Annotated in this window: 24 protein-coding genes and 1 pseudogene; 22 read left to right on the top strand and 3 right to left on the bottom strand. The window is 73.9% G+C overall.

The annotated features are described in order from the left end of the window. Positions 1-23: 23 nt before the first annotated feature. On the bottom strand, positions 24-1,427 hold the full coding sequence (gndA, locus tag BLT67_RS04145) for an NADP-dependent phosphogluconate dehydrogenase (RefSeq protein ID WP_231945624.1): 1,404 nt from the start codon (positions 1,425-1,427) through the stop codon (positions 24-26). A gap of 130 nt (positions 1,428-1,557) precedes the next feature. On the opposite strand from gndA, the gene BLT67_RS04140 reads away from it, so the two are divergent. The 13 genes from BLT67_RS04140 to BLT67_RS13580 all read left to right on the top strand — a co-directional run bounded on the left by BLT67_RS04140 (position 1,558) and on the right by BLT67_RS13580 (position 15,283). After that, positions 1,558-2,529: a TIGR03557 family F420-dependent LLM class oxidoreductase gene (locus tag BLT67_RS04140; RefSeq protein ID WP_092665846.1), complete on the top strand. Its 972-nt coding sequence runs from the start codon at positions 1,558-1,560 to the stop codon at positions 2,527-2,529. Between the two features lie 62 nt (positions 2,530-2,591). Beyond that, positions 2,592-3,647: a D-2-hydroxyacid dehydrogenase gene (locus BLT67_RS04135; protein ID WP_092665845.1), complete on the top strand. Its 1,056-nt coding sequence runs from the start codon at positions 2,592-2,594 to the stop codon at positions 3,645-3,647. After that, entirely contained in the window at positions 3,647-4,438 is a 792-nt protein-coding gene (locus BLT67_RS04130) for a glucose 1-dehydrogenase (protein ID WP_092665844.1), read from the top strand. The genes BLT67_RS04135 and BLT67_RS04130 overlap by 1 nt, the downstream gene beginning before the upstream one ends. A gap of 16 nt (positions 4,439-4,454) precedes the next feature. After that, positions 4,455-5,522 carry a zinc-binding dehydrogenase gene (locus BLT67_RS04125; protein ID WP_092665843.1) on the top strand — a complete coding sequence of 356 codons (1,068 nt, stop codon included), beginning with the start codon at positions 4,455-4,457 and terminating at the stop codon, positions 5,520-5,522. Next, positions 5,519-6,103, top strand: a complete 585-nt coding sequence (locus BLT67_RS04120) for a gluconokinase (protein WP_172801978.1) — start codon at positions 5,519-5,521, stop codon at positions 6,101-6,103. The genes BLT67_RS04125 and BLT67_RS04120 overlap by 4 nt, the downstream gene beginning before the upstream one ends. A 98-nt stretch (positions 6,104-6,201) precedes the next feature. Further along, on the top strand, positions 6,202-7,611 hold the full coding sequence (locus tag BLT67_RS04115; protein ID WP_092665842.1) for a GntP family permease: 1,410 nt from the start codon (positions 6,202-6,204) through the stop codon (positions 7,609-7,611). 203 nt (positions 7,612-7,814) lie between these two features. Next, positions 7,815-8,447 (top strand): 50S ribosomal protein L25/general stress protein Ctc, encoded by a 633-nt coding sequence (locus BLT67_RS04110; protein WP_092665841.1) that lies wholly within the window; start codon positions 7,815-7,817, stop codon positions 8,445-8,447. A gap of 21 nt (positions 8,448-8,468) precedes the next feature. Further along, positions 8,469-9,047, top strand: coding sequence for an aminoacyl-tRNA hydrolase (gene pth / locus BLT67_RS04105; protein WP_092665840.1), 579 nt, complete (start codon positions 8,469-8,471; stop codon positions 9,045-9,047). Positions 9,048-9,098: 51 nt separating this feature from the next. After that, positions 9,099-9,578, top strand: coding sequence for a hypothetical protein (locus BLT67_RS04100; RefSeq protein WP_157674156.1), 480 nt, complete (start codon positions 9,099-9,101; stop codon positions 9,576-9,578). Then, positions 9,575-13,114, top strand: a complete 3,540-nt coding sequence (mfd, locus tag BLT67_RS04095; protein ID WP_456236380.1) for a transcription-repair coupling factor — start codon at positions 9,575-9,577, stop codon at positions 13,112-13,114. Before BLT67_RS04100 ends, mfd begins: the two co-directional genes overlap by 4 nt. Continuing rightward, positions 13,111-13,791 (top strand): nucleoside triphosphate pyrophosphohydrolase, encoded by a 681-nt coding sequence (mazG, locus tag BLT67_RS04090; protein WP_231945581.1) that lies wholly within the window; start codon positions 13,111-13,113, stop codon positions 13,789-13,791. Before mfd ends, mazG begins: the two co-directional genes overlap by 4 nt. Then, positions 13,788-14,390: a hypothetical protein gene (locus tag BLT67_RS04085; protein WP_092665838.1), complete on the top strand. Its 603-nt coding sequence runs from the start codon at positions 13,788-13,790 to the stop codon at positions 14,388-14,390. The genes mazG and BLT67_RS04085 overlap by 4 nt, the downstream gene beginning before the upstream one ends. A gap of 158 nt (positions 14,391-14,548) precedes the next feature. Beyond that, positions 14,549-15,283 (top strand): DUF1775 domain-containing protein, encoded by a 735-nt coding sequence (locus BLT67_RS13580; protein WP_092665837.1) that lies wholly within the window; start codon positions 14,549-14,551, stop codon positions 15,281-15,283. Between the two features lie 40 nt (positions 15,284-15,323). Here BLT67_RS13580 and BLT67_RS04075 read toward each other — a convergent pair whose 3' ends face one another. Next, entirely contained in the window at positions 15,324-16,268 is a 945-nt protein-coding gene (locus tag BLT67_RS04075; protein WP_092665836.1) for an NAD(P)-dependent alcohol dehydrogenase, read from the bottom strand. A gap of 102 nt (positions 16,269-16,370) precedes the next feature. Between BLT67_RS04075 and BLT67_RS04070 the strand changes: the two genes are divergently transcribed. Further along, positions 16,371-17,081, top strand: coding sequence for a TetR/AcrR family transcriptional regulator (locus BLT67_RS04070; RefSeq protein WP_197674432.1), 711 nt, complete (start codon positions 16,371-16,373; stop codon positions 17,079-17,081). A 32-nt stretch (positions 17,082-17,113) separates the two neighbouring features. Here BLT67_RS04070 and BLT67_RS13655 read toward each other — a convergent pair. Continuing rightward, a pseudogene (locus tag BLT67_RS13655) lies at positions 17,114-17,602 on the bottom strand (Pr6Pr family membrane protein); the annotation flags it as partial. 187 nt (positions 17,603-17,789) lie between these two features. Here BLT67_RS13655 and BLT67_RS04065 point away from each other — a divergent pair. From BLT67_RS04065 to BLT67_RS04030, 8 genes are all read left to right on the top strand, one after another. Then, on the top strand, positions 17,790-19,010 hold the full coding sequence (locus BLT67_RS04065) for a histidine--tRNA ligase (protein ID WP_092665835.1): 1,221 nt from the start codon (positions 17,790-17,792) through the stop codon (positions 19,008-19,010). Positions 19,011-19,124: 114 nt separating this feature from the next. Next, positions 19,125-20,405, top strand: coding sequence for a phosphopyruvate hydratase (gene eno, locus BLT67_RS04060; protein WP_092665834.1), 1,281 nt, complete (start codon positions 19,125-19,127; stop codon positions 20,403-20,405). A 66-nt stretch (positions 20,406-20,471) separates the two neighbouring features. Continuing rightward, the gene (locus BLT67_RS04055) at positions 20,472-20,924 is read left to right on the top strand and encodes a septum formation initiator family protein (RefSeq protein WP_092665833.1); all 453 of its coding nucleotides are present in this window, start codon (positions 20,472-20,474) and stop codon (positions 20,922-20,924) included. Next, positions 20,921-21,466, top strand: a complete 546-nt coding sequence (locus BLT67_RS04050) for a DUF501 domain-containing protein (protein WP_407922514.1) — start codon at positions 20,921-20,923, stop codon at positions 21,464-21,466. The genes BLT67_RS04055 and BLT67_RS04050 overlap by 4 nt, the downstream gene beginning before the upstream one ends. 43 nt (positions 21,467-21,509) lie before the next feature. Then, the gene (locus tag BLT67_RS04045) at positions 21,510-22,850 is read left to right on the top strand and encodes an NAD(P)/FAD-dependent oxidoreductase (RefSeq protein WP_092665832.1); all 1,341 of its coding nucleotides are present in this window, start codon (positions 21,510-21,512) and stop codon (positions 22,848-22,850) included. Positions 22,851-22,953: 103 nt separating this feature from the next. Beyond that, positions 22,954-23,553, top strand: coding sequence for a TetR/AcrR family transcriptional regulator (locus tag BLT67_RS04040; RefSeq protein ID WP_172801977.1), 600 nt, complete (start codon positions 22,954-22,956; stop codon positions 23,551-23,553). After that, positions 23,550-24,764: an alanine racemase gene (locus tag BLT67_RS04035; RefSeq protein ID WP_092665830.1), complete on the top strand. Its 1,215-nt coding sequence runs from the start codon at positions 23,550-23,552 to the stop codon at positions 24,762-24,764. The genes BLT67_RS04040 and BLT67_RS04035 overlap by 4 nt, the downstream gene beginning before the upstream one ends. Continuing rightward, a complete protein-coding gene (locus BLT67_RS04030; protein ID WP_092665829.1) occupies positions 24,761-26,053 on the top strand; it encodes a D-arabinono-1,4-lactone oxidase in 1,293 nt (430 codons plus the stop codon). The genes BLT67_RS04035 and BLT67_RS04030 overlap by 4 nt, the downstream gene beginning before the upstream one ends. Positions 26,054-26,056: the final 3 nt, after the last annotated feature.

Raw genomic sequence — 26,056 nt, 5'->3', positions numbered from 1 at the left:
AGCGGCCCGCTCGCGCGTGCGCGTCAGTGCGTGTCGACGGCCTCGACCTCGGAGCGGTCGCCCGACCACTGCGTGTGGAAGGTGCCCTCGCGGTCGACGCGGCGGTAGGTGTGCGCGCCGAAGAAGTCGCGCTGGCCCTGCACGAGCGCGGCCGGCAGGCGGTCGGCGCGCAGGCCGTCGTAGTACGACAGGCTCGACGAGAACGCCGGCGAGGGGATGCCCGCCTGCGCCGCCGCGACCACGACGCGGCGCCATGCCTCCTGCGTGCCGGCGAGCGCGTCGCGGAAGTAGGGCGCGAGCAGCAGCGCCGGCAGCTCCGGGTCGGCCGCGTACGCGTCGGTGATGTCGTTCAGGAAGCGGGCGCGGATGATGCAGCCGGCGCGCCAGATGCGCGCGACCTCGCCCTTCTGGATCGCCCAGCCGTGCTCGTCGGCGGCCGCGACGATCTCGTCGAAGCCCTGCGAGTAGGCGATGATCTTCGAGGCGAACAGGGCCTGGCGCACGTCCTCGACGAACGCATCCGCGTCGTCGACCTGCCACGCGGCCGACGGCCCGGGCAGGTCGGTCGCCGCCGCGCGCTGGGCGAGCTTCGACGAGAGCGAGCGGGCGAAGACCGCCTCGGCGATGCCCGAGACCGGCACGCCCAGGTCGAGCGCCGTCTGCACCGTCCAGGCGCCCGTGCCCTTGGCGCCCGCGGCATCGAGGATGACGTCGACGAGCGGCTGGCCGGTCGCGGCGTCGACCTGGCGCAGCACCTCCGCGGTGATCTCGATGAGGTACGACTCGAGCTCGCCCCGGTTCCACTCGTCGAAGATGTCGGCGATCTCGGAGGGGCTCTTGCCCGTGCCGCGGCGGATGAGGTCGTAGGCCTCGGCGATGAGCTGCATGTCGGCGTACTCGATGCCGTTGTGCACCATCTTCACGAAGTGGCCGGCGCCGTCGCTGCCGACGTGCGTCACGCACGGCTCGCCCTCGGCGACCGCCGCGATCGAGCGCAGGATCGGGCCGAGCGTCTCGTACGACTCCGCCGTGCCGCCGGGCATGAGCGAGGGGCCGTTCAGCGCCCCCTCCTCGCCGCCCGAGATGCCGCAGCCGACGAAGTGGATGCCGGTCTCGCGCACGGCCGCCTCGCGGCGGATCGTGTCGGTGAAGAGCGCGTTGCCGCCGTCGACGATGATGTCGCCGGGCTCGAAGACCGAGACGAGCTCGTCGATCACGGCGTCGGTGGGCCGCCCGGCCTTGACCATGATGATCGCCGTGCGGGGCTTCTGGAGGCTGTCGGCGAGCTCCTGCATCGTGGCGGCCTTGACGAAGCCGGCCTCGGGATGCGCGGCGATGAGGTCGTCGGTCTTCGCGGTGGTGCGGTTGTAGACGGCGACGGTGTTGCCCTCGCGGCTGGCGAGGTTGCGGGCGAGGTTGGAGCCCATCACGGCGAGGCCGACGACGGCGATGTTGGCTTGGGTCACGCCTCTCAGCGTAGTCCGGGGCCGGATGCGCCCCAGGGCGCGGGGAGGTCGCCCATTGCCCGCTCCGCCCGGCTGTGCGAGGTTCGGGGGCATGCAGATCGGGTACAAGCTCTTCGCCGAGGACGTCGCTCCGAAGGAGCTGATCCGCCGGGCCGTCGAAGCCGAGCGGGCGGGCTTCGACTTCGTCGAGATCAGCGATCACTTCCACCCCTGGCTGCCGGAGCACCGGCACTCGGGGTTCGCGTGGTCGATCCTCGCGGCGATCGCGGCGAGCACCGAGACGCTGCGCCTCGCGACCGGCGTCACGTGCCCGTCGATCCGCTACCACCCGGCGATCATCGCCCAGGCGGCGGCGACGACGCAGATCATCAGCGACGGCCGCTTCACGCTCGGCATCGGCGCAGGCGAGCGCTTGAGCGAGCGCATCGTCGGCGCCGGCTGGCCCGAGGTGGGCGACCGCCACCGGCGGCTGCGCGAGGCGCTCGAGATCATCCGGATGCTGTGGGGCGGCGAGACGAGCGCGTACCGCGGCGAGTTCCTGCGCCTCGAGGACGCCCGGATCTACGACCTGCCCGACGAGCTGCCGGCGATCGTGGTCGCAGCGGGCGGCCCGCAGGCGGCCGAGCTCGCCGCCGAGCTCGGCGACGGCATCTTCGCGACCGATCCCGACGCCGAGCTCGTCGGCGCGTGGGAGGCCGCAGGCGGCAGCGGGCCGCGCTACGGCGAGGTGCCGCTCGCCTTCGCCCCTGACGAGCGCGCCGGGGCCGAGGCGGCGCACCGGCGCTTCCGCTTCGGGGCGCTCGGCTGGAAGGTGCTCGCGGAGCTGCCCGACCCGGCTGCGTTCGACCAGGCCACGCAGCCGGTGACGGTCGAGCACATGCAGGAGGCGTTCGCGTGCGGGCCCGATGTCGAGCGCCATCTCGAGGTCGTCGCACCCTTCCGGGAGGCCGGCTTCGACCACCTCGCGCTCAACGACGCGGGCGACGACCCCGACGGCTTCTTCGCGTTCTTCGCCGACGAGCTCGGTCCGCGCATCCGATCGGAGGCGGCCGCGCGGCCGTGAGGCGCCGGCGCCGGGCCGGGAGCGCCTGCTCGAAGGCGTAGTCTGATATCGAAGGAGGCCCAATGCCGTACCGCTCGCTGCAGGTCGCTGCCGCCGTCTCGATCGACGACGCATCCGCCGCCCGCATCCAGCAGCTGGAGCCTCGCATCCAGCTGCTCCGCGACCCCTCGCTCACCCGCCCCTGGCGCTGGCACGGCGACTGGGAGGGCGACCCCGACTGGCAGCGCACCCCCGAGCAGCAGCGCGCGTTCGAGGCGATGCTCGACGAGGCGGATGCGCTCTTCGGCATCCCGGACGTCTCCCCGCCCGCGCTCACCCGCGCCGTGCGCGCGAACGAGCGCCTCGCGTGGGTGCACACGACCGCCGCCGGCGGCGGCGGCCAGGTGAAGGCGGCTGGCCTCACCGCCGACGAGCTCGAGCGCGTGACGGTGACGACGAGCGCCGGGATGCACGCCTCGACCCTCGCCGAGTGGGCCGTCTTCGGCGTGCTCGCGGGCGCGAAGGGCCTGCGCCGCCTCGAGGCCGACCAGGCCGCGCGCGTGTGGGGCGACGGCCGCCGCATGATGCGGCACGTGAGCGAGATGACGGTGCTCGTCGTCGGCACCGGCGGCATCGGCAAGGTCGTCGCCGAGCGCTTCGCGGCCCTCGGCGCGACGGTGTGGGGCACGAGCCGCCGCGGCGAGCCCGTGCCGCACGTCGACCGGCTCGTGCCGATGGACGAGCTCGTGGCCGCGGCCGCGCAGGCGGACGCGATCGTCAACACCCTGCCCGGCACCGAGCACACCGCCGGGCTGATCGGCGCCGAGCTGCTCGGCGCCGTGCGCGACGACACCATCCTCGTCAACGTCGGTCGCGGCACCGTCGTCGACGAGGCCGCGCTGCTCGACGCGCTCGACGCCGGGCGCATCGGCTTCGCGGCGCTCGACGTCACCGCGATCGAGCCGCTGCCGCAGGAGAGCCCGCTGTGGGCACACCCCGGCGTGCTGCTGAGCCCGCACACCGCCGCGCTCTCCGCGCAGGAGCCTCGCCGCATCGCCGAGCTCTTCGCCGCCAACGCGACCCGCCTGATCGACGGCGAGCCGCTCCAGAACGTCATGAGCACCAAGGAGTTCTACTGATGGACACGCGCTCCGCCCCCGCCGGATCGGCGCTGTTCGACCTCACGGGCCGCACCGCGCTCGTCACCGGCTCGAGCCAGGGCATCGGCCGCGCGCTCGCGCAGGGCCTCGCGGAGGCCGGCGCGACCGTCGTCGTGCACGGTCGCGACCGCGCGAAGGCCGAGCGCGCCGCCGCCGAGATCACCGAGTCGACCGGCGGCGAGGCGCACGTCGCGCTGTTCGACGTGACGGATGCGTCGGCCGTCGACGCCGGGATCGCCGACGTCGAGGCGCACCTCGGCACCCCCGACATCCTCGTGAACAACGCCGGCATCCAGCGTCGCGCTCCGATCGCGGAGTTCAGCGACGAGGACTGGCACGACCTCGTCGCCACCAACCTCACGAGCGCGTTCCTGCTCTCCCGCCGCGTCGCCCGCGGCATGATCGCGCGCGGCTCCGGCCGGATCGTCTCGATCGGCTCGGTGCAGTCGCAGCTCGCGCGCCCGTCGATCGCCCCGTACAGCGCCACCAAGGGCGCGATCGTCATGCTCACGAAGGGCCTGTGCGCCGACCTCGCGCCGCACGGCATCAGCGTCAACGCGCTCGCGCCCGGCTACTTCGCGACCGAGCTCACGCAGCCGCTCGTGGACGACCCCGACTTCTCGGCGTGGGTCGCCCAGCGCACCCCGGCCGGCCGCTGGGGAAGGGTCGAGGACCTCGTCGGCGCGCTCGTGTTCCTCTCGAGCGACGCGAGCGCCTTCGTCAACGGCCAGACCGTCTTCGTCGACGGCGGCATGACCGCGGTCGTCTGACCGCCGACCCGGGAGCATGATCGTGACCGACAACCTCGCACTCGTCGCCCACGCCAAGGAGGACGTGCGGGTCGAAGCGCTGCCCGAGCCGCAGCCGGCCGCCGACGAGGCGGTCGTCGAGATCGCCTACGGCGGCATCTGCGGCTCCGACCTGCACTACTGGCTGCACGGCGCGGCCGGTCAGTCGATCCTGCGGGAGCCCATGGTGCTCGGCCACGAGATCGTGGGCACCGTGCGCGCCGCAGCGGCCGACGGCACCGGCCCCGCCGCGGGCACGCGCGTCGCCGTGCACCCCGCGACCGAGATCGACGACGGCTCCGCGCCCTACCCGGCCGACCGCCCCAACCTCAGCCCCGCCGGCACCTACCTCGGCTCCGCCGCCCGCATGCCGCACACCGCGGGCGCGTTCGCGCGCCGGGTCGCGCTGCCCGCCCGCATGCTGCGCCCGATCCCCGACGGGCTCGACCTGCGGCTCGCGGCGCTCGCCGAGCCCGCCGCCGTCGCGTGGCACGGCGTCGGCCAGGCGGGCGACGTCGCCGGCCGCCGCGTGCTCGTCATCGGCACCGGCCCCATCGGCGCGCTCGCGATCGCGGTCGCGCGGCACCACGGCGCGAGCGAGGTCATCGCGACCGACCTGCACGAGCACCCCCGCGCCCTCGCGACGCGCCTCGGCGCGACCGCGATGGACGCGACGGATGCGGCGGGCATCGCCGCCGTGCACGCCGACGTCGTCATCGAGTCGTCGGGCACCGTGCCCGGGCTCGCGGCCGCCATCAGCGGCGCGCGCCGCGGCGGCACCGTCGTGATGCTCGGGCTGCAGCGCGCGGGCGACATCGCGGTGCCGATGGCCACGGCCATCACGCGCGAGCTCACCCTCGTCGGCTCGTTCCGCTTCACCGACGAGCTCGACGACGTGCTCGCGGCGCTCGCCGACGGCTCGCTCGACGCGGGCGCCGTGATCAGCCACGAGCTGCGGATCGAGGAGGGGCTGCGCGCCCTCGAGGTCGCGCGCGACGCGTCCGTATCCTCGAAGGTGCTGCTGTCGTTCTCAGCGGCCGACGACGACCGAGGAGCAGACGCATGAACGAGACGCGGTACCCGTCGATGATCATCATGGGGGTGCAGGGCTCGGGCAAGTCGACCATCGGCGCCGCGCTCGCGGAGCGCCTCAACATCCGCTTCATCGACGGCGACGACCTGCACCCGAAGGCCAACAAGGACAAGATGGCCGCCGGCCATCCGCTCACCGACGAGGATCGCGTGCCGTGGCTCAAGACCATCGGCGAGACGATCGCCGAGGGCCGGGCGAGCGGGCGCGTGACGATCGTCGCGTGCTCGGCGCTCAAGCGCTGGTACCGCGAGCTGCTGCGCGCGAGCGACCCGTCGGTCGTCTTCGTGCACCTCGTGGGCGAGAAGGGGCTGCTCGCCGATCGGCTCGCGCACCGCGACCACGAGTTCATGCCCACGACGCTGCTCGACAGCCAGATCGAGACGCTCGAGCCGCTCGCCGAGTGGGAGCACGGCATCGCCATCTCGATCGACCAGACCCCGGCCGCCATCGTCGACGAGGTGAGTCGCATCCTCATGGCCCGGGCTGCGGGCCGCCCGGTCGAGCCCGGCCCGGGCTCGACCCTCACGGGCTCGATCGAGGTCCTGCCCGCCTGATCCCGCGGCCGCCCGTCCTCGGGCCGCCCGATCCCTGCGCCGCACACCCGCGCCGCAGCCCCTCCGCACCGCACATACGCACACAAGGAGCACGTCCGATGGAAGATCTCGTCCTCAACTGGGACCTGGGCACGGGAGGCCTGCTGCTGCTCGCAGCCGGGTCGATCGCGTTCCTGCTGGTCCTCATCATGGCGTTCAAGATCCACGCCTTCCTGGCGCTGATGATCACGAGCCTGCTGACCGCCGTCGCAGCGGGCATCCCGTTCGACCAGCTGCTCGCCGCGATCGCCTTCGGCTTCAACCCGACGCTCGGCAACGTGATGCTGCTCGTGGCGCTCGGCGCGATGCTCGGCCGCATGATCGAGGTCTCGGGCGGCGCGAGGGTGCTGACCGACCGGCTCATCGCCGCGTTCGGCGAGCAGCGGGCGGCCATGGCCGTCGGTGTCGCGAGCCTCCTCATGGGCTTCCCGATCTTCTTCGACGCCGGCCTCGTCGTGATGATGCCGATCATCTACGCGGTCGCGCGTCGTCTCGGCGGGTCGCTGCTGACCGTCGCGTTCCCCGCGGCGCTCGCCTTCAGCTCGATGCACATCTTCGTGCCGCCGCACCCCGGCCCCGTCTCGGCCTCCGCCATCCTCGGCGCGGACGTCGGCCTCGTGCTGCTGCTCGGCCTCGTCGTCGCGATCCCCGTCTGGTACATCGTCGGCGTGCTCTTCGGCGGCTGGGTCGGCCGCAGGTACGACATCGCCGTGCCCTCGATCCTCGACGGCACGACCGACGAGCACCGCGAGATGGAGTCGAACCCCGCGTTCGGCAAGATCGTCTTCCTGCTCGTGCTCCCGCTCATGCTCATCCTGCTGAACACCGGCCTGAACATGTACGCCTCGACGACCGACGACCCGGATGCGTTCAAGGCCGAGCCCGTCGTCGCGTTCCTGCGGGTGCTCGGCGAGACGCCCGTGGCGCTCCTCATCACCGTGATCATCTCGATGTGGCTGCTCGGCTGGGGCATGGGCAAGGCCGGCTCGCTCGTCGAGAAGGTCGCCGACAGCGCGCTCGGCCCGATCTGCTCGGTCGTGCTCGTCACCGGTGCCGGCGGCATGTTCGGCGGCGTCCTGCGCGTCACGGGCATCGGCGACGCGATCGCCGACTCGCTCAACTCGATCGGCATGCCGGTCATCGTCGCGGCCTTCCTCATCTCGCAGATCGTGCGCATCGCGCAGGGCTCGGCGACGGTGGCGCTCACGACCGCGGCCTCGCTCATGGCGGGCGTCGTCGTCGACGGCGGCTTCAACCCCGTCGAGGTCGCCGCGATCGTGCTGGCGACGGCCGCGGGCTCGGTCGGCTTCAGCCACGTGAACGACTCGGGCTTCTGGCTCGTCAGCAAGTTCTTCGGCCTCGACGTCAAGACGACGCTGAAGACCTGGACCGTCGCGCAGGGCCTCATGGCCATCGTCGGCTTCATCCTGTCGTACGCGATCTTCCTCGTCGGCGGCCTGTTCGGCTGACGACCGCCGGCACCGCAGCAGGCGGGCGACCCATGGGGTCGCCCGCCTGTGCTGTATGCTCGGAGGCTGAACTTCGGCGAGGGATGCGCAGGCATCCGTGATCGACGCGGTGGCGGCAGCAGACACGGTCTACAGCAGGTCCTCACGCGTGACGCGTTCGAGTCGACACCACGACGGGCTGCGGCCCACAGAGGAGCACTTCCATGAGCACCGAGTACGACAAGCTCGACACCGAGATCCGCGAGTCCTTCGGCAAGGGCGCGGCGCGCAAGCTGCGCGCCGCCGGCAAGGTCCCCGCGGTCCTCTACGGCCACGGCACCGAGCCCCAGCACCTCGCGGTCGACGCCCACGCGCTCTTCCTGCTCGTGCGCCGCTCGAACGCGATCATCGACCTGCAGATCGACGGCAAGTCGCAGCTCGCCCTCGTGAAGGACGTGCAGCGCAACCCGGTGCTCCAGGGCATGCCGGCCATCGAGCACGCCGACCTCGTCATCGTCAAGCGCGGCGAGAAGGTCATCGTCGACGTGCCGCTGCACTTCGAGGGCGAGTCGGCCCCCGGCACGATCTCGAACCACGAGACCGTCGCCCTCTCGATCGAGGTCGAGGCGCTCCACATCCCCGACGCGATCACCGTCTCGGTCGAGGGCCTCGAGGAGGGCGCGCACGTGCTTGCCGGCGACGTCGAGCTGCCCAAGGGCGCGACGCTGCTCACCGACCCGGAGACGCTCGTCGTCGGCATCATGGTGCCCGCGGCGCCCCAGCTCGACGACGAGGCCGCGCCCGCCGAGGGCGAGACCGCCGAGGCAGCGGAGCCGGCCGAGGAGCCCGCGGAGTAACCACCGGTCGACGACGCCGGCATGGCGCAGACGTGGCTCGTGGTCGGGCTCGGGAATCCCGGGCCCGACTACGCGCGCACGCGCCACAACATCGGCCAGATGGTCGTGGCCGAGCTCGAGCGACGCGCGGGGGCGAAGCCGAAGCGGCACGGTCGCGCCGACGCGCTCGTGGCCGAGTCCCGCGTCATCGGCGGCCCGAAGGTCGTCACGGTCTTCCCGCTCTCGTACATGAACCGCTCCGGCGGACCCGTCTCCAAGCTCATGGACTGGTACGGCGTCGACCCTGAGCACGTCATCGTGCTGCACGACGAGCTCGACCTCCCGCTCGGCGCCGTGCGGCTCAAGCAGGGCGGGGGCCACGGCGGGCACAACGGCATGCGCGACATCATCGCCGCCCGGGGCCCCGACGTGCTGCGCGTGCGGCTGGGCATCGGCCGGCCGCCCGGCAGGCAGGACGCCGCCGACTTCGTGCTGCGCCCGTTCGCGAAGGCCGAGCAGGCCGAGGCCGACCTGCTCGTGCAGCTCGGCGCCGACGCCGTCGAGCGCATCATCGACGAGGGCTTCCTCGCGGCCCAGCAGCGCGTCCACGCCCCGGCATAGCGCCCGGTCGCCCGCCGCTAGCATGGAGTGCCGATCGGAAGGAGGGTGCTCGTGCGCGCTGGTTCGGTGATGACGGCCGCGGTCGCGGCGATCCTGGTGCTCGCGGGGTGCGCGAGCGCCGAGGAGCCCACCGGTCCGCAGGGCCCGAACGGCTACACGGCATCCGCGTCCTTCGACGACGGCTCGGTGCTCTGGTGGGATCGCAGCCCTGAGTCGGGCATGACCGATCTCGTGCTCACCGACGACGCCGGCCGCATCCTCGCGAGCTGCCTCTCGGCCAAGCCGCTCTACTGCGTCGCGGGGCCCGAGGACCAGACCGGCGTGCTCGTCATCGCCCCGGCCGGCGCGGAGCGCGCCGTCATGCAGTGGTTCGGCGAAGAGGTCGAGCTCGAGCGCGGCGAGCTGGGCAGCGATGCCGGCGAGGATGCGCTACCTGTCTTCGCGGGCGTCATGCCCGAGGTCGGGGATCCCGATCAGGGCTACCACCTCGACGTGCTCGACGGCGCGGGAGAGACCGTCTTCAGCTCGTGAGCCTGCAGCCCCTGCTCGAGCTGCTCGAGCGCGGCGCGCTCGCACCGGTCGTCGAGGCCTCGACCGGCGGGGCGCTCACGGGCATCGAGGCGATGCGGGCGCCGGTCGTCGCGGCGCTCGCCGCGCGGCACGAGCGACCGCTGCTCGTCGTCACCGCGACGCGGCGCGAGGCCGAGTCGGTGCGCGACGACCTCTCCGCCTGGCTGCCCGAGGCCCGCATCCTCGACCTGCCCGCGTGGGAGACGCTCCCGCACGAGCGGCTGAGCCCGTCGGCGGAGACCGTCGGCCAGCGAGGCGCGACCCTGCGCGCGGTCGCCGATCGCGACGACTCGCGCCCGACGGTCGTCGTCGCCTCGGTGCGCGCGGCGCTGCAGCCCGTCGCCGACAACCTGCTCGACGTCGAGCCCGTCGAGCTCGTCGCGGGCGCCCGCGGCGTCGACCTCGCGACGCTCTCCCGTCGCCTCGTCGATCTCGCGTACGCGCGCGTCGACATGGTCACGCGGCGCGGCGAGTTCGCGGTGCGCGGCGGCATCGTCGACGTCTTCAGCCCCGCCGAGGACTACCCGGTGCGTGTCGAGCTCTTCGGCGACGAGGTCGAGCAGATGCGCTGGTTCCACGTCGCCGACCAGCGCTCCGACCCCGCGCCGGTCGAGCGCGTGACGCTGCCGCCGAGCCGCGAGCTGCTGCTGACGGAGGCCGTGCGCGCGCGGGCGCGGCAGCTCGCGCCCGAGTTCCCCGGCATCCAGCAGATGCTCGAGAAGATCGCCGAGGGGATGCCCGTCGAGGGCATGGAGTCGCTCGCGCCCGCGCTCCTGCCGCGACTCGTGCCGATCACGCACTACCTGCCCGGCGCCGCTGTCGTCGTGCTCGGGCCCGAGCGCATCCGCGACCGGGTCGCGAGCCTCAACGAGACCAACCAGGAGTTCCTCGAGGCGGCGTGGAGCGTCGCGACCGCCGGGGGAGCGGCGCCCGTCGACCTCGCCGGCGGCTTCCTGAGCCTCGACGAGCTGCGCGCATCCGTCGACGCCCCGTGGTGGAGCTTCTCGGTGCTCGCCGCGGACGACCTCGTGACCGCGGTCGAGGGCCAGCCGGTGCCGAGCTTCGCCGGGCGCGCCGACGGTGCCGTCGAGCACCTCGCCGAGCGCGTGCGCGAGGGCTGGCGCGTGGTCGTGACGGCGGCCGGCCACGGCATGGTCGAGCGCGCGGCGCAGGTGCTCGGCGAGCACGGCGTGGGCGCGCGCGTCGTCGAAGCGCTGCCGGCCGAGCTCGACACGGGCGTCGTGCACGTGACCCAGGCCTCGATCGAGCACGGGTTCTCGCTGCCCGACGAGCGGATCGAGCTCGTGAGCGAGGCCGAGTTCTTCGGCCGCGCCGTCGGCGTCGACGCGCGCCAGTCGCGGCGGCTCGCGGGCCGGCGCCGCTCGGTCGTCGACCCGCTGCAGCTCAAGGCCGGCGACTACGTCGTGCACGAGACGCACGGCGTGGGCCGCTTCGTCGAGCTCACCCAGCGCACCGTCTCGACGGGCGGCCGCAACCCCGTCAAGACCACGCGCGAGTACCTCGTGATCGAGTACGCGCCCTCGAAGCGCGGCCGCCCGGGCGACCGCCTCTCGGTGCCCACCGACCAGCTCGACCAGCTGAACCGCTACGTCGGCGGCGACGCGCCGCAGCTGTCGAAGATGGGCGGCAGCGACTGGCAGCAGTCGAAGGCGAAGGCGCGCAAGGCGGTGCGCGAGATCGCCGTCGAGCTCGTGCAGCTCTACTCGAAGCGCATGGCGTCGAAGGGGCGCCGCTTCGGCCCCGACACCCCGTGGCAGCGCGAGCTCGAGGACGCCTTCCCCTACGCCGAGACCCCCGATCAGCTCACGACGATCGAGGAGGTCAAGCGCGACATGGAGCGCGAGGTGCCGATGGACCGGCTGCTCTCGGGGGACGTCGGCTACGGCAAGACCGAGGTCGCGGTGCGCGCCGCGTTCAAGGCGGTGCAGGACGGCACCCAGGTCGCGGTGCTCGTGCCGACGACGCTGCTCGTGCGGCAGCACTTCGAGACCTTCGCCGCGCGCTTCGCGGGCTTCCCCGTGCAGGTGCGCGCGCTCAGCCGGTTCCAGACCGACAAGGAGGTGCGCGAGACGGTCGCGGGGCTCGCCGACGGCACGGTCGACGTCGTGATCGGCACCCACCGCATCCTCTCGGACGCCGTGCGCTTCAAGGAGCTCGGCCTCGTGATCATCGACGAGGAGCAGCGCTTCGGCGTCGAGCACAAGGAGCAGCTGAAGGCGCTCAAGACCAACGTCGACGTGCTGTCGATGTCGGCGACGCCCATCCCGCGCACGCTCGAGATGGCGGTCACGGGCATCCGCGAGATGTCGACGCTCGCGACGCCGCCCGAGGCGCGGCACCCGATCCTCACGTTCGTCGGCGCCTACAACGAGCAGCAGGTGGCCGCCGCGATCCGCCGCGAGCTGCTGCGCGAGGGCCAGGTCTTCTTCGTGCACAACCGCGTCTCGAGCATCAACCGCATGGCGGCGCAGCTCGCCGAGCTCGTGCCCGAGGCCCGCATCGGCGTCGCGCACGGCAAGATGGCCGAGTCGCAGCTCGAGCGCGTCATCGTCGACTTCTGGGAGAAGCAGTACGACGTGCTCGTCTCGACGACGATCGTCGAGACCGGTCTCGACATCCCGAACGCGAACACCCTCATCGTCGACCACGCCGAGCGCTACGGCCTGAGCCAGCTGCACCAGCTGCGCGGACGCGTCGGCCGCGGGCGCGAGCGCGCGTACGCCTACTTCCTCTACGACGCCGAGAAGCCGCTGTCGGAGACCGCGCACGACCGCCTCGAGACGATCGCGGTGCACAACGAGCTCGGCGCGGGCATGCAGGTGGCGCTGAAGGACCTCGAGATCCGCGGCGCCGGCAACCTGCTCGGCGGCGAGCAGTCGGGCCACATCGCGGGCGTCGGCTTCGACCTCTACCTGCGGATGGTCGGCGAGGCCGTCGCGGTGTTCAAGGGCGAGGAGGACGAGGGGCCGCGCGAGCTGCGCCTCGAGCTGCCCGTCGACGCGGTGATCCCCGAGGACTACGTCGACTCGGAGCGGCTGCGCCTCGAGGCCTACCAGAAGCTCTCCGCCGCAGCGTCGGCGCGCGACGACGACGCGATCGACCACGTGCTCGACGAGCTGCGCGACCGCTACGGCGAGCCGCCCGCGCAGGTCTCGGCCCTCGTCGCGATCGCGCGGCTGCGGCGCAAGGCGCAGGCCGCGCGCCTCTCCGAGGTCATCACCGTCGGGCCCAACCTGCGCGTCGGGCCGGCGGAGCTCGCCGACTCGGTGCAGCTGCGCCTGCGCCGCATGTACCCGGAGGCGAAGCTCAACACGACCGCGAAGACGCTCGTCGTGCCGATCCCGACGGCGGGCGGCGGCCGGCTCGCGGGCACGCAGGCCGAGCCGCTCGCCGACGCCGACCTCATCGCATGGGTCGACGCGCTGCTGACCGCGATCTTCCCGCCGCCGAAGCCCGAGCCGGAGGCCGCGGCATGAGCGCCCTCGACGAGCTCGTCGCGGTGATGGCGCGGCTGCGAGCGCCCGGCGGCTGCCCGTGGGACGCCGAGCAGACCCACGCCTCCCTCGTGCCCTACGTCATCGAGGAGGCGCACGAGCTCGCCGAGGCGATCGAGGCGCGCGACGCGGGCGACGGCGACGACGAGCACCTCCGGGAGGAGCTCGGCGACGTGCTGCTGCAGGTCGTCTTCCACGCCGACATCGCGCGCGCCGAGGGCCGCTTCGACCTCGACGACGTCGCCCGCTCGCTCACCGAGAAGCTGCGCCGCCGCCACCCGCACGTGTTCGCCGACGTCGCGGTCGACGGCGTGGCCGACGTCGTCGCCAACTGGGATGCGATCAAGCAGGCCGAGAAGCCGCAGCGCGGCAGCGCGCTCGACGGCATCCCGGCCGGCCTCCCGGCGCTCGCGCGCGCCGAGAAGCTGCTCTCGCGCGCGAGGCGGGCGGGGCTCGTGCCCGGTGAGGCCGAGGCGGCGGATGCGTCGGCCCCGGCCTCCGAGGAGGAGCTCGGCTGGGCGCTCCTCGCGCTCGTGCGCGACGCGGCCGCATCCGGGCTCGACGCGGAGCGCGCGCTCCGCGGCGCGGCGCGCGAGCTCGAGCGCGACCTGCGAGGCGTCGAGGCCGCGCGCGCCGCCGGGAAGCCCTCCGCGCCATGACCGGAGCCGCGGGCGAGCCCGGCATCGACGCGCGCCTGCGCCGTCGGCGCCGCGCGCTCGGCGCCGCGCTCGCGGTCGCGGCCGCGACGACCGTCGTCACGGGCTGCGCGCACGCGCTCGGCGGCGGCGCCGCGCCCGACGCGCTGCTGCTCGCGACGGCCGCGATCGTCACGCTGCTCGTGCTCGGTCCGGTGCTCGGCGAGCGGGCCAGCGGGGCACGCCGCGTCGTGGGCGTCGCGATCGCGCAGCTGCTGCAGCACGTGCTCTACTCGCTGCCCGGCACGGCTGGCTCCGGCGGCCACGTGCACGACGCGGGCGCCGCGCTCCAGGCCGCGACCGTCGGCCACGCGCATGCGAGCATGCCCCTCGCGCACGTCGCAGCCGGGCTCATCACCCTCGGGCTGCTGCGCGCCGTGCCGCGCGCCGTCGACGCGCTGCTCGAGGCGATGTCGCTGCGTCGGGCCGAGGCGGCGCTCGACGCCCCGCTGCCCGCGCCGCGGCACCGCGCATCCGTCATCGCCGCCGTCCGCCGCCCGTCGGCGCTCGACGTGCTCCGCTCCGCCGTGCAGCGGAGGGGCCCGCCGCTCCCGGTCGTCTGAGCCCCGCCGCACCCTCGAGTGCGTAGGGCGCGCCGCTCGGCGCGCCCGCAGTCGGCGACCGCGTCCCGCGGCGCCGCGCAGACGACTGCGCCGCGACGGCGGCGCAGCCCAGACGACGTGCCGCGCGACCGCGGCGCCGCACAGCAAGGAGCATGACCATGACCGCATCCACCGCATCCGCCGCCCGCCGCCGCTGCGCGGCGACCGCCGCCACCGCCCTCGCCGCGGCCGCCCTCGCGCTCGCCGCGCCGGCGGCCGCGAGCGCGCACGTCCACGTGACGCCGTCCGACACCGCGGCCGGCGCGACCGCCGAGCTCGCCTTCTCGTTCAGCCACGGCTGCGACGGCTCGCCCACGACCGCTGTCGAGCTCGCGATGCCCGACGAGATCGCGTCGGTCGCGCTCATCGCGAACCCGGGCTGGCAGGTCGCGTCCGAGGTCGTCGACGGCGCGCGCACCGTGGTGCTGACCGCCGACCGGCCCGTGCCCGACGGCGTGCGCGAGACCCTCGAGGTCGAGGTCGCGCTGCCCGACGCGCCCGACGGCACCGTGCTCGCCTTCCCGGCGCTGCAGGTGTGCGAGGCGGGGGAGACGCTGTGGGGCGACCTCGATCCCGCGGCGGACACCCCTGCGCCGACGCTCACGATCGGCGACGCCGGGGGCGCGCACGGCCACGGCGATGCGCCCGCCGGTGCCGATGCGGCAGGCGACGCGGCTGGGCACGGCGACACCGATGCGCATGCCGCAGGCGCAGGCGGCGGCGGGGACGCCGCGGCGCGCGCCGACGAGGCCGGATCGTCGCCCGCGATGGCGACCGCCGTCGCGGCGCTCGCGATCGCGGTCGCGGCGGCTGCGCTCGCCGGGTTCTCGCTGCTGCGCCGGCGCACCGCCTGACGCCCCGCGGGCCGGGGGCGCCGCACGAGGCGCCCCCGGCCTACGGCGCGACGACCACGTTCCCGACCTTCCGTCGCGAGTCGACGATCTCGTAGGCGCGCGCGATCTCGGCGAGCGGCATCGTCTCCTGGATCACCGGGTCGAGCTCGCCCGATGCGAGCAGCGCCAGCAGGCGCCGCATGTGCTCGGGCCGCTCGCCCGCGACGCCCGTCTTGACGTCGCGGCGCACGTTCAGCATGTCGCGCAGGCCTCCCGCGATGAGCACGAGCGTGCCTCCCGCGCGCAGCAGCGGCCGCCCGCTCGCCGCGCTGAGCGTGCCGACGGTGTCGAGGATGACGTCGAAGCGCTCCTCGAGGCCCGCGACGGGCGTGCGCGCGTAGTCGACCACGCGCTCGGCGCCGAGCCTGCGCACCAGCTCGGCGTTCCGCGCGCTCGCGACAGCCGTCACGCGGGCGCCCGCGATGCGGGCGAGCTGCACGGCGCTCGAGCCGACCGAGCCCGACGCTCCGACGACGAGCACCCGCTGCCCGGCCGCGAGGCCGACCGCATCGAGGAAGTGCAGCGCGGTGAGGCCGCCGAAGAGCACCGCCGCGGCGGCCTCGTGCGAGACGCCGTCGGGCTTCGGCACCACCCGCGTCGCGTCGACGGCCGCGAACTCGGCATGGGCTCCGAACCGAGCGCCCGTCGTGCCGGCGACGGCGTCGCCGACGGCCACGTCGCGCACGCCCTCGCCGACCGCTGCCACCTCGCCGGAGAACGACATGCCGAGGATGGGTCGGCGCGGGCCGCGCACGCCGAAGCCGAGGCGCGCGGCCCAGCCCATGCCGACGGGGAACGCGGCGCCGCGCACCCGCGCATCGCCGGTGGTGACGCCTGCCGCGCGCACCCGGACGAGCACCTGGCCGGCGGAAGCGCGGGGATCGGGGGCGTCCGCCATGCGTGCGACGCTCGGGGGGCCGTACTGCTCGACGACGATGGCTCTCATGCTCGTTCCTTACAGGTGTAAGACTGGGGTCGCGTCGAGCGTAGCCTTACACTCGTAAGGAACGCAAGCATCACCGCGACCGCTGCAGCGAGAGGAGCTCCCGTGCCGAAGCGAGGCGTCCGGCCCGTGCTCACGCCCGAGCGCATCGTCGAGGCCGCGGCGGCGGTCGCCGACCGCGAGGGGCTCCCGGGCGTCAGCATGCGCGCGGTCGGGCGCGAGCTCGGCGTCGAGGCGATGTCCCTCTACCACCACGTCGCGGGCAAGGAGGCGCTGCTCGACCTCCTCGCCGGCTGGATCATGGAGCGCATCGAGCCGCCGCGGCCGGGCGAGGGCTGGCGCGACGGCATGCGCCGACGGTCGCGCTCGGCCCGCGAGGTGATGCGCGCGCACCCGTGGGGGCTCGGGTTCGTCGAGTCGCGGCGCGCGCCCAACGACGCGCTGCTGCGCGGCCACGAAGCTGTGCTCGAGTGCCTGCGCGCCGACGGCATGCCCGTGCGGCTCGCCGCCCACGCGTTCTCGGTGCTCGACGCCTACGTCTACGGCTTCGTGCTGACCGAGCAGTACCTGCCCTTCCAGGAGGACGGCGGGGCGGAGGCCCTGGTCGCCGAGATGGCGCTGCCCGCCGACCGCTACCCGCGCATGACCGAGCTCATGCGCGAGGTCGTCGTGGGGCAGGACTACGACTACGGCGCCGACGAGTTCGAGGTCGGGCTCGAGCTCGTGCTCGATGCGCTCGCGGCGAGGCTCGACGCCGAGCGGCGAGGCGGCGCCGACGGCCCCGACGAGCCCGCGGACGGCACGGGTGGGCGGTAGCGCAGCCGCCCGACGCTCGCGACCACGAGGATGCCGACGAGGAACGCGATGAGCACCTGCCCGGTCGGCCACACGAGCCCCGCCCAGCCGCCGTGCTCGCCGGGGTCGAGGAACGGGTAGGGGAACCAGCCGTCGACGAGCCCGCCGCGCAGCCACGCGCAGCCGAGGTACGCGACCGGGTACGCCATCCACCAGCCGGCGCGGGCGACCCGGATGCGGCGGGCGGTCGGCACGAGCAGCCAGTCGAGCCCCACCATCCAGGGCACGAAGCGGTGCTGCGCGGCGTTCGTGAAGTCGATCGTCCACGACCACACCTCGTCGGGCTCGGCCAGCAGCACGGCGTAGACGAGGCCCGCGAGCACCACATAGGCGGTGATCGCGCCGCGCACGTGGTCGAACCACGCGGGCCTGCGCGCCTCCGGCACCGCGAGCATCCACAGCATCAGCACGATGACGAGCAGGTTCGACTGCACCGTGAAGTAGGCGAAGTGCTCGCTCGCGCGCTCGCCGGATTCGAGCATGTTCTTGATGTTCCACGCCTCGGCGAAGGCGGCGAGGAGCAGGATCACGATGCGCCAGGCGACCACGGGGGTCGCGCTGTCGTGGAGCGGCCAGCGGCGGTGCACGGCCCCATGATGGCACCGCCGCGCACGACGGGCGGATGCGGCGCGGCGCCGGGCGCGCACGGCGTGCGGGAGAATGGGCACCATGGCAACCCAGGTGCACCCGCCGCGCGGCATGCGCGACTTCCTGCCCGTCGACAAGCGCGCGCGGGAGCGTGTGCTGCGCGTCATCCGGGGCGCCTACCAGGACCACGGCTTCGAGGAGATCGAGACGCCGGTCGTCGAGGACGCCGAGCGGCTGCACGCGGGCCTCGGCGGCGACAACGAGAAGCTCGCGTTCGCGGTCATGCGCCGCGGCCTCACCGTCGACGACCTGCGCGAGGCCCAGGCGCCGCTCGAGCTCGCCGACCTCGGGCTGCGCTTCGACCTGACGGTGCCGCTCGCGCGCTTCATCGCGACGCACCGCGCGAGCCTGCCGCCGGTGTTCCGCGCCATCCAGATCGCGCCCGTGTGGCGCGCCGAGCGCCCGCAGCGCGGCCGCTACCGCCAGTTCATGCAGTGCGACATCGACATCGCGGGGGAGCCGGGGATCGCCGCCGAGCTCGAGCTGCTCGCCGCCACGGGCGACGCCCTGACGCGCCTCGGCATCCCGGACGCCTTCATCCGCATCAACGACCGCCGCATCCTGCTCGCCGCCCTCGACCACGCGGGCGTCGCGGCCGAGCTGCACGAGCCGGCGCTCATCACGGTCGACAAGCTCGACAAGATCGGGCCGGAGGGCGTGACCGCCGAGCTCGCAGAGCGCGGCGTCGACGGCGCGCGGCTGCTCGCGGTAGTCGACGCGATGCGCGAGGGCGAGGTGCCGGGCGGCATCGACCCCGCCGTGCTCGAGCCCGTCCGCGATCTCCTCGGCGCGAACGTCGGCATCCGGCTCGAGTTCGACCCCACGCTCGTGCGCGGCATGGGCTACTACACCGGCCCGATCTTCGAGATCGCGCACCCCGACCTGCCCTTCTCGATCGGCGGCGGCGGCCGCTACGACGGCATGATCGGCCGCTTCCTCGGGCAGGAGCTGCCGGCCGTCGGCATCTCGCTCGGCTTCGAGCGGCTCGTCGACCTCGTCGAGCTGCCGGTCGAGCCCGGGGCCGAGACGGTCGCGCTCCTCGTCGACAAGGCCGTCGAGCCGGCCGCAGCGCTCGCGATCAAGCGCGACCTCGTCGCGGCCGGGCAGGCCGTGCGCATGCAGCGCCGCACGAAGAACGTGACGGGCCTGCTCGAGCAGCTCGCCGCATCCGGCGCGACCCACTTCGCCTTCGTGCGCCCCGGCGACACGGCCGAGAGCCTCGAGGTCAAGCCGATCGGCTGAGGGCTGCGCGCTCCGCGCGCGGCGGCGGGCGGATGCGGTGAGGCCGGTGGCGTGCCGCCACGCGGTCGGGGCTAGGCTCGACAGCGGCCATCCCCTGATCCCCAAGGAGCATCCGTGGCACTCATCGACACCCTGCAGGCTCGCGAGATCCTCGACTCCCGCGGCAACCCGACCGTCGAGGTCGAGGTGCTGCTCTCGGACGGCTCGGTGGGCCGCGCGGCAGTGCCCTCGGGCGCCTCGACCGGCGCCTTCGAGGCCTACGAGCTGCGCGACGGCGACAGCGCGCGCTACCTGGGCAAGGGCGTCGAGCAGGCCGTCGACGCCGTGAACGAGGAGATCGCCGAGGCGATCGAGGGCATGGTCGCCGACGACCAGCGACTCATCGACTCGACCCTCATCGAGCTCGACGGCAGCGACAACAAGAAGAACCTCGGCGCCAACGCCATCCTCGGCGTCTCGCTCGCGGTCGCGAAGGCCGCCGCCGACTCGTCGCGCCTGCCGCTGTTCCGCTACCTCGGCGGGCCGAACGCCTTCCTGCTGCCGGTGCCGATGATGAACGTCATCAACGGCGGCGCGCACGCCGACACGGGCGTCGACATCCAGGAGTTCATGATCCTGCCGATCGGCGCCGAGTCGTTCCGCGAGGGCCTGCGCTGGGGCGCCGAGACCTACCACACGCTCAAGTCGATCCTGAAGGAGCAGGGCCTCGCCACCGGGCTCGGCGACGAGGGCGGCTTCGCGCCCGACCTGCCGAGCAACCGCACTGCGCTCGACCTGCTCGTGCAGGCGATCGAGAAGGCCGGCTTCACGCCCGGCACCGACATCGCGCTCGGCCTCGACGTCGCCGCGAGCGAGTTCTTCGAGAACGGCGTCTACCGCTTCGAGGGCCAGGACCGCTCGAGCGCCGACATGGCCGACTACTTCGCCGAGCTCGTCGACTCGTACCCGCTCGTCACGATCGAGGACCCGATGGACGAGGACGACTGGGACGGCTGGGCCTCGATCACCGAGCGCCTCGACGAGCGCGTGCAGCTCGTGGGCGACGACCTGTTCGTCACCAACCCCGAGCGCCTCGTCGACGGCATCGAGCGCGGCGCGGCCAACGCGCTGCTCGTCAAGGTCAACCAGATCGGCACGCTCTCGGAGACCTTCGACGCCATCCGCATCGCGACGCAGGCCGGCTACGGCTCGGTGCTCTCGCACCGCTCGGGCGAGACCGAGGACACGACGATCGCCGACATCGCGGTCGCCGTGAACTGCGGCCAGATCAAGACCGGCGCCCCCGCCCGCAGCGAGCGCGTCGCGAAGTACAACCAGCTGCTGCGCATCGAGGAGGACCTCGGCGAGGCCGCCGAGTACGCCGGCGCGGGCGCCTACCCGCGCTTCGAGGGCTGAGCCCCGGCAGCACGAGCACGGGCGGTTCTGCCGCCAGGGGAGGGCACCCGCCGGTAGCATCGGCGGGTGCCCTCCTCGCAAGACGTCGCCCTGGGGCAGCTGCGCGTGTCGTGGCTGCTGCTGGTCGTCGTCGGCCTCGTGGTGGCGGGCTTCGTCGTGCTCGCCCCGACCGTCGGGCTGCTGCTCGAGCAGCGGCGCGACATCGACGCGCTCGAGGCGCAGGTCGCCGCGCAGCACGAGAACGTCGACAGCCTCGAGTCCGAGGTCGCGCGATGGGACGACCCCGCGTACATCGAGGCGCAGGCGCGCGACCGGCTCTTCTTCGTCTACCCGGGCGAGACGAGCTTCGTGCTGCTCGACGACCGCACCACCCTCGAGACCGCGGAGGCCGAGGTGCCGTCCGCGACGCTCGAGGCCTCCGGCAGCGACTGGCCGTCGGCCGCCGCCGCCTCCTTCCTGATCGCGGGCCTCACGACGCAGGCCCCCGAGTCGACCGCGCCCGCCCCGGAGCCCCAGTGAGTGCACGAGCGATCGAGCCCGCGAGCGAGCGCGACCTCGAGATCATGGCGCTGCAGCTGGGCCGCACGATGCGCGGCGTCCTCGGCGTCGGTGCCCGGTGCGCGTGCGGCGCCCCCACCGTGGTCGTGACGAGCCCGCGGCTGCCCGACGGCACCCCGTTCCCGACCTTCTACTACCTCACGCATCCGGCGGCCACCGCATCCGCCTCGCGCCTCGAGGCCGACGGCACGATGGCCGAGCTGCAGGCCACGCTCGAGCGGCCCGAGGTCGCCGAGGCCTACGCGGCCGCCCACGCGGCCTACCTCGCCGACCGCGAGGCGCACGGTCACGTCGACGAGATCGCCGGCATCTCGGCGGGCGGCATGCCCTCGCGCGTCAAGTGCCTGCACGCGGTGCTCGCCCACGCCCTCGCGGCCGGGCCGGGCGTGAACCCCATCGGCGACCGCACGCTCGAGCTCGGCGACTGGACGCCCGAGGTCTGCGCGTGCGCGCCCGACGCTCGCGGCGCGAGGCTCGCCGAGGAGCATCCGGACGAGCGGTAGACTGGACGCACATCCACATCTGATAGCGGGAAGAAGTGCGTCTGTGAACAAGATCCTGATCGTCGGAGGCGGCTACGCCGGCCTGTACACGGCACGGGGGCTCGAGCGGCAGCTGGGTGACTCGGAGGCCGAGATCATCATCGTCGATCCGCTGCCGTACATGACGTACCTGCCCTTCCTGCCGGAGGTCGCCGCAGGCTCGATCGAGCCGCGCCACGTGGTCGTGCCGCTGCGCCGCCACCTGAGCCGCACGCGCATCATCCAGGCGAAGGTCACCGGCATCGAGCACGCGAGCAAGGTCGCGACCATCCAGCCCGAGGTCGGCGAGGCGTTCACGCTCGACTACGACGTGCTCGTGATGACCGCGGGCTCGGTCTCGCGCACGTTCCCGATCCCGGGCGTCGCCGACGAGGCGATCGGCATGAAGACGATCGAGGAGGCCGCTGCCGTGCGCGACCGCCTCATCGCCAACTTCGCGAAGGCCGCGGCGCTGCCCGAGGGCCCCGAGCGCGACCGCCTGCTGACCGTCACGGTCGTCGGCGGCGGCTTCGCCGGCATCGAGACGGTCGCCGAGCTGCGCGACTTCGCGACCCACCTGCTCTCGCGCTTCCGCGAGATCCGGTTCGAGGAGGTCTCGTTCCACCTCGTCGAGGCGATGGGCCGCATCATGCCCGAGGTCAGCGCCGAGACCGCCGACTGGGTCGTCGAGGACCTCCGCAAGCGCGGTGTCGACGTGCACCTCGAGACGCAGCTGCAGAGCGCCGTCGACGGCGTGTGCGAGCTCTCGACCGGCGACCGCTTCGCCTCCGACCTCATCATCTGGACGGCCGGCGTCATGGCCAACCCCGTCGTGCGCGCGACCGACCTCCCGCTCGACGAGCGCGGCCGCGTGACCGCGCTCGCGACCCTGCAGGTCGCGCGCGACGGCGTCGTCGTGCCGGATGCGTGGACCGCCGGAGACGTGTCGGCCGTGCCCGACAAGTCCAAGACCCCCGGCCCCGGCGGCTTCGCCGTGCCGAACGCCCAGCACGCGGTGCGCGAGGCCAAGCTGCTCGCGAAGAACATCGTCGCGGTCCTCCGCGGCGAGGCGCCCCGCGAGTACATCCACGACAACCAGGGCGCCGTCGCGGGTCTCGGCCTCTGGAACGGCGTGTTCCAGAAGGGCAAGTTCGCGATCAAGGGCCCCATCGCCTGGCTCATGCACCGCGGCTACCACGGCCTCGCGATGCCGATGTGGGAGCGCAAGTGGCGCGTCTTCGGCGACTGGTGGAGCCAGTTCTGGCTCGGCCGCGACATCGCCGAGCTCTCCGAGCGCGAGCAGCCCCGCCTCGCGTTCGAGACGTACGCGTCGCGCCCGAAGCCCAAGGTCGAGGTCGAGGCCTAGGCCGACACGACCCACGCACAGCGCCGCGCTCCCTCCCGGGGCGCGGCGCTGTCGTATGGTGGGTCGCGGACGTTCGTCCAAGTGCTGCGGCGGGCGGAGGATCATGGCGAGGAAGCCGGCGGCCGAGCGGCGCGCCCAGCTCATCGAGGCGGGGCTGCGCGTCATCGCCCGCGAGGGGATGCACGGCGCGACCGTGCGGGCGATCGTCGCAGAGGCGGGCGTGCCGCTCGCGACGTTCCACTACGTCTTCGCCTCCCGCGACGAGATGATCGGCGAGGCGTACGCGTTCATGGCCGCGCCGACGGCGGCCGACCTCCAGGGGCTGCCCGAGGATGCGACGCCCGAGGCGGCCGCGCTCGCGATGCTGAGCGCGTGGTTCGAGGCGTTCGTCGCGCATCCCGAGTACGAGCTCGCGGTGATGGAGATCATGGCCTACTGCCGACGGAGCGAGACGCTCGCGCACCTGCCCGCGCTCGTGCAGGCGCGCTATGTCGAGGCCGTCGGCGAGGTCGTCGAGGCGCTGCGGCAGCGATTCGGCACCGCGCCCGGCGCGCCGACGGCCGAGGAGGTCTCGCAGCTCGTGCTGCACGTGACCGACGGGCTCACGTACCACTGGCTGCGTACGCGCGACAGCGACGCGTCCCGCCGCTGGCTCGACGCATCCGCCCCGATGCTCGCCTCGGCGATGCTGGGTCGCGCATGAGCCTGCCGCTCGCCGACGCCGGGCCCTGGTCGGCCGACGGCCACTGGGAGCGGCTCGACGCCGCGACGTCGGCGATCGACGGACCCTTCGCGGCGCTGTCGCTCGAGGCGCTCGCCCACAACCTGCGCGACATGGTGACCAGGGCCGCCGGCACGCCCCTGCGGCTCGCCACCAAGTCGGTGCGCTCGCGCCCGGTCATCGAGGCGGTGCTGCAGCAGCCCGGCTGGCGTGGCGTCCTCGCGGCGACGCTGCCCGAGGCGCTGTGGCTCTCGGCGACGGTCGACGACGTGCTGCTCGGCTACCCGACGGTCGACCGGGGAGCCCTGCGGGCGCTCGTCGCCGACGAGCGTGCGCTCGCTCGCGTCACGCTCATGGTCGACAGCGTCGAGCACCTCGATGCGATCGACGCCGCCGTGGCCAGGCACCCCGAGCTGCGCGTGGCGGTCGAGCTCGACTCGGCGCTCGAGGTCGGGCCGATGCGCTTCGGCGTGCGCCGCTCGCCGCAGCGCGCGCCCGCCGCGATCGGCGCGCTCGCCCGGGCGGTCGCCGCGCGGCCCGGCTTCCGGCTCGTCGGCCTCATGTCGTACGAGGCGCAGCACGCGGGCGTGCCCGACGCGCAGTCGCGCGGAGCGAGCCCAGCCTTCCTGGTGCGCGCGATGCAGCGGATGTCGGCCGCCGAGCTGCTCGACCGTCGCGCCGCAGCGGTCGCCGCCGCGCGGGAGGTCGGCGACCTCGAGTTCGTCAACGGCGGCGGCACGGGCTCGATCGAGACGACCGCTGCCGATCCCGTGATCACCGAGATCGGCGCGGGCAGCGGCGTCTTCGGGCCGCACCTGTTCGACGGCTACCGCAGCTTCTCACCCGCCCCGGCGCTCGCGTTCGCGCTGCCGGTCGTGCGTCGGCCCGGGCCGGGCGTCGTCACGCTGCTCGGCGGCGGCTGGATCGCCTCCGGACCCCGCACGATCGACCGCGACCCCGTGATCGCGTGGCCTTCGGGCTTGCGCCTCGCATCGGAGGAGGGCGCCGGCGAGGTGCAGACCCCGGTGCTCGGCCGGCGCGCGGATGCGCTGCGGCTCGGCGACCGGGTCTGGATGCGGCACGCGAAGGCCGGCGAGCCGTGCGAGCGCACCGACACGCTGCACGTCGTCGCCGGAGATCAGGTCGTCTCCACCCTCGCCACGTACCGTGGCGAGGGGAGGACGCTGCTGTGACATGGAGGAACTGGGCGAGATCGCACCGGGCTGAGCCGAGCGTCGTGCTCGAGCCCACGACGATCGACGGGGTGCGCCGGGCGGTCGAGCGCGTGCGCGATGCGGGCGGCACGCTGCGGCCGGTCGGCACCGGCCACTCCTTCTCGGCGGCGGCGCGGCCCGACGACGCGCAGCTCGACCTCGGCGCCCTCACCGGGCTGGTCTCGCTCGACCTCGCGCGGCGCCGCGCGACCGTGCTCGCCGGCACCACCATCCGCGAGTGCTCGGCGCTCCTCGCCGAGCACGGGCTCGCGATCGACGCGCTCGGCGACGTCGACGCGCAGACGATCGCGGGCGCCATCTCCACCGGCACCCACGGCACGGGCATCCTGCATCAGTCGATCGGGGCATCCGTCGTCGCCGCGACCCTCGTGACCGCAGACGGCGGCGTGCTGCGGGTGAGCGAGACGCAGCGGCCCGACCTGCTGCCGGCGGTGCGGCTCGGCCTCGGCGCGCTCGGGGTGCTCGTCGACGTCACGCTGCAGGCGGTGCCGGCGTTCGCGCTCGAGGCGGTCGAGGCGACGGTGGGGCTCGAGCCCGTGCTCGACGACTGGATGGGGCTGCTGCGCCGCACCGACCACTTCGAGTTCTACTGGTTCGCCGGCACGGCGCTCGCGGTGACGAAGTCGAACACGCGGTGCGACGGGCCGCTGCAGCCGCGCTCGCCGATCGGCCGCTTCGTCGACGAGCGGCTGCTCACCGACCTCGGGCACCGGGCGCTCCTGACGATCGGCGCGCTCGCACCGGCGTCGTCGCGCATCCTCAACGAGGTCGCGGCCCGCGGCATGGCGCGTGGGCGCTTCGTCGAGCCGAGCCACGACGTCTTCGTCGCCGATCGCTCGGTGCGGTTCCGCGAGATGGAGTACGGCATCCCGGTCGAGGCGATGCCCGCGGCCCTGCGCGAGATCGACCGCGCGCTCCGGCAGGCCGACGTCGTCCCGACGTTCCCGTTCGAGATCCGCGCGATCGGCGCCGACGACGCACTGCTCTCGACCGCGCACGGGCGCGACACCGCGTACATCGCGGCGCACCGCTGGTGGCGTGAGGATCCCCGGCCGCTGTTCGACCTCGTCGAGCCGATCCTGCTCGCGCACGACGGCCGGCCCCACTGGGGCAAGCTGCACTCGCTGCGCGCCGAGCAGCTCGCAGAGCGCGTGCCGGGCTTCTCCCGGTTCGTCGAAACTCGCGACGAGCTCGACCCCGAGCGGCGCTTCGCGAGTGCGTGGACCCGGAGGGTCCTGGGCGCCTGAGCG

The sequence above is a fragment of the Agrococcus carbonis genome (assembly GCF_900104705.1).
Taxonomy (GTDB): Bacteria; Actinomycetota; Actinomycetes; order Actinomycetales; family Microbacteriaceae; genus Agrococcus; species Agrococcus carbonis.
This window is presented reverse-complemented; position numbering and strand designations above follow the sequence as displayed.

What these genes read in the sequence shown, in the direction of transcription:
- gndA (WP_231945624.1), bottom strand. Translation starts at nt 1,427, where the DNA reads ATGGGCTCCAACCTCGCCCGCAACCTCGCCAGCCGCGAGGGCAACACC.
- BLT67_RS04140 (WP_092665846.1), top strand. Translation starts at nt 1,558, where the DNA reads ATGCAGATCGGGTACAAGCTCTTCGCCGAGGACGTCGCTCCGAAGGAG.
- BLT67_RS04135 (WP_092665845.1), top strand. Translation starts at nt 2,592, where the DNA reads ATGCCGTACCGCTCGCTGCAGGTCGCTGCCGCCGTCTCGATCGACGAC.
- BLT67_RS04130 (WP_092665844.1), top strand. Translation starts at nt 3,647, where the DNA reads ATGGACACGCGCTCCGCCCCCGCCGGATCGGCGCTGTTCGACCTCACG.
- BLT67_RS04125 (WP_092665843.1), top strand. Translation starts at nt 4,455, where the DNA reads ATGATCGTGACCGACAACCTCGCACTCGTCGCCCACGCCAAGGAGGAC.
- BLT67_RS04120 (WP_172801978.1), top strand. Translation starts at nt 5,519, where the DNA reads ATGAACGAGACGCGGTACCCGTCGATGATCATCATGGGGGTGCAGGGC.
- BLT67_RS04115 (WP_092665842.1), top strand. Translation starts at nt 6,202, where the DNA reads ATGGAAGATCTCGTCCTCAACTGGGACCTGGGCACGGGAGGCCTGCTG.
- BLT67_RS04110 (WP_092665841.1), top strand. Translation starts at nt 7,815, where the DNA reads ATGAGCACCGAGTACGACAAGCTCGACACCGAGATCCGCGAGTCCTTC.
- pth (WP_092665840.1), top strand. Translation starts at nt 8,469, where the DNA reads ATGGCGCAGACGTGGCTCGTGGTCGGGCTCGGGAATCCCGGGCCCGAC.
- mazG (WP_231945581.1), top strand. Translation starts at nt 13,111, where the DNA reads ATGAGCGCCCTCGACGAGCTCGTCGCGGTGATGGCGCGGCTGCGAGCG.
- BLT67_RS04085 (WP_092665838.1), top strand. Translation starts at nt 13,788, where the DNA reads ATGACCGGAGCCGCGGGCGAGCCCGGCATCGACGCGCGCCTGCGCCGT.
- BLT67_RS13580 (WP_092665837.1), top strand. Translation starts at nt 14,549, where the DNA reads ATGACCGCATCCACCGCATCCGCCGCCCGCCGCCGCTGCGCGGCGACC.
- BLT67_RS04075 (WP_092665836.1), bottom strand. Translation starts at nt 16,268, where the DNA reads ATGAGAGCCATCGTCGTCGAGCAGTACGGCCCCCCGAGCGTCGCACGC.
- BLT67_RS04065 (WP_092665835.1), top strand. Translation starts at nt 17,790, where the DNA reads ATGGCAACCCAGGTGCACCCGCCGCGCGGCATGCGCGACTTCCTGCCC.
- BLT67_RS04040 (WP_172801977.1), top strand. Translation starts at nt 22,954, where the DNA reads ATGGCGAGGAAGCCGGCGGCCGAGCGGCGCGCCCAGCTCATCGAGGCG.
- BLT67_RS04035 (WP_092665830.1), top strand. Translation starts at nt 23,550, where the DNA reads ATGAGCCTGCCGCTCGCCGACGCCGGGCCCTGGTCGGCCGACGGCCAC.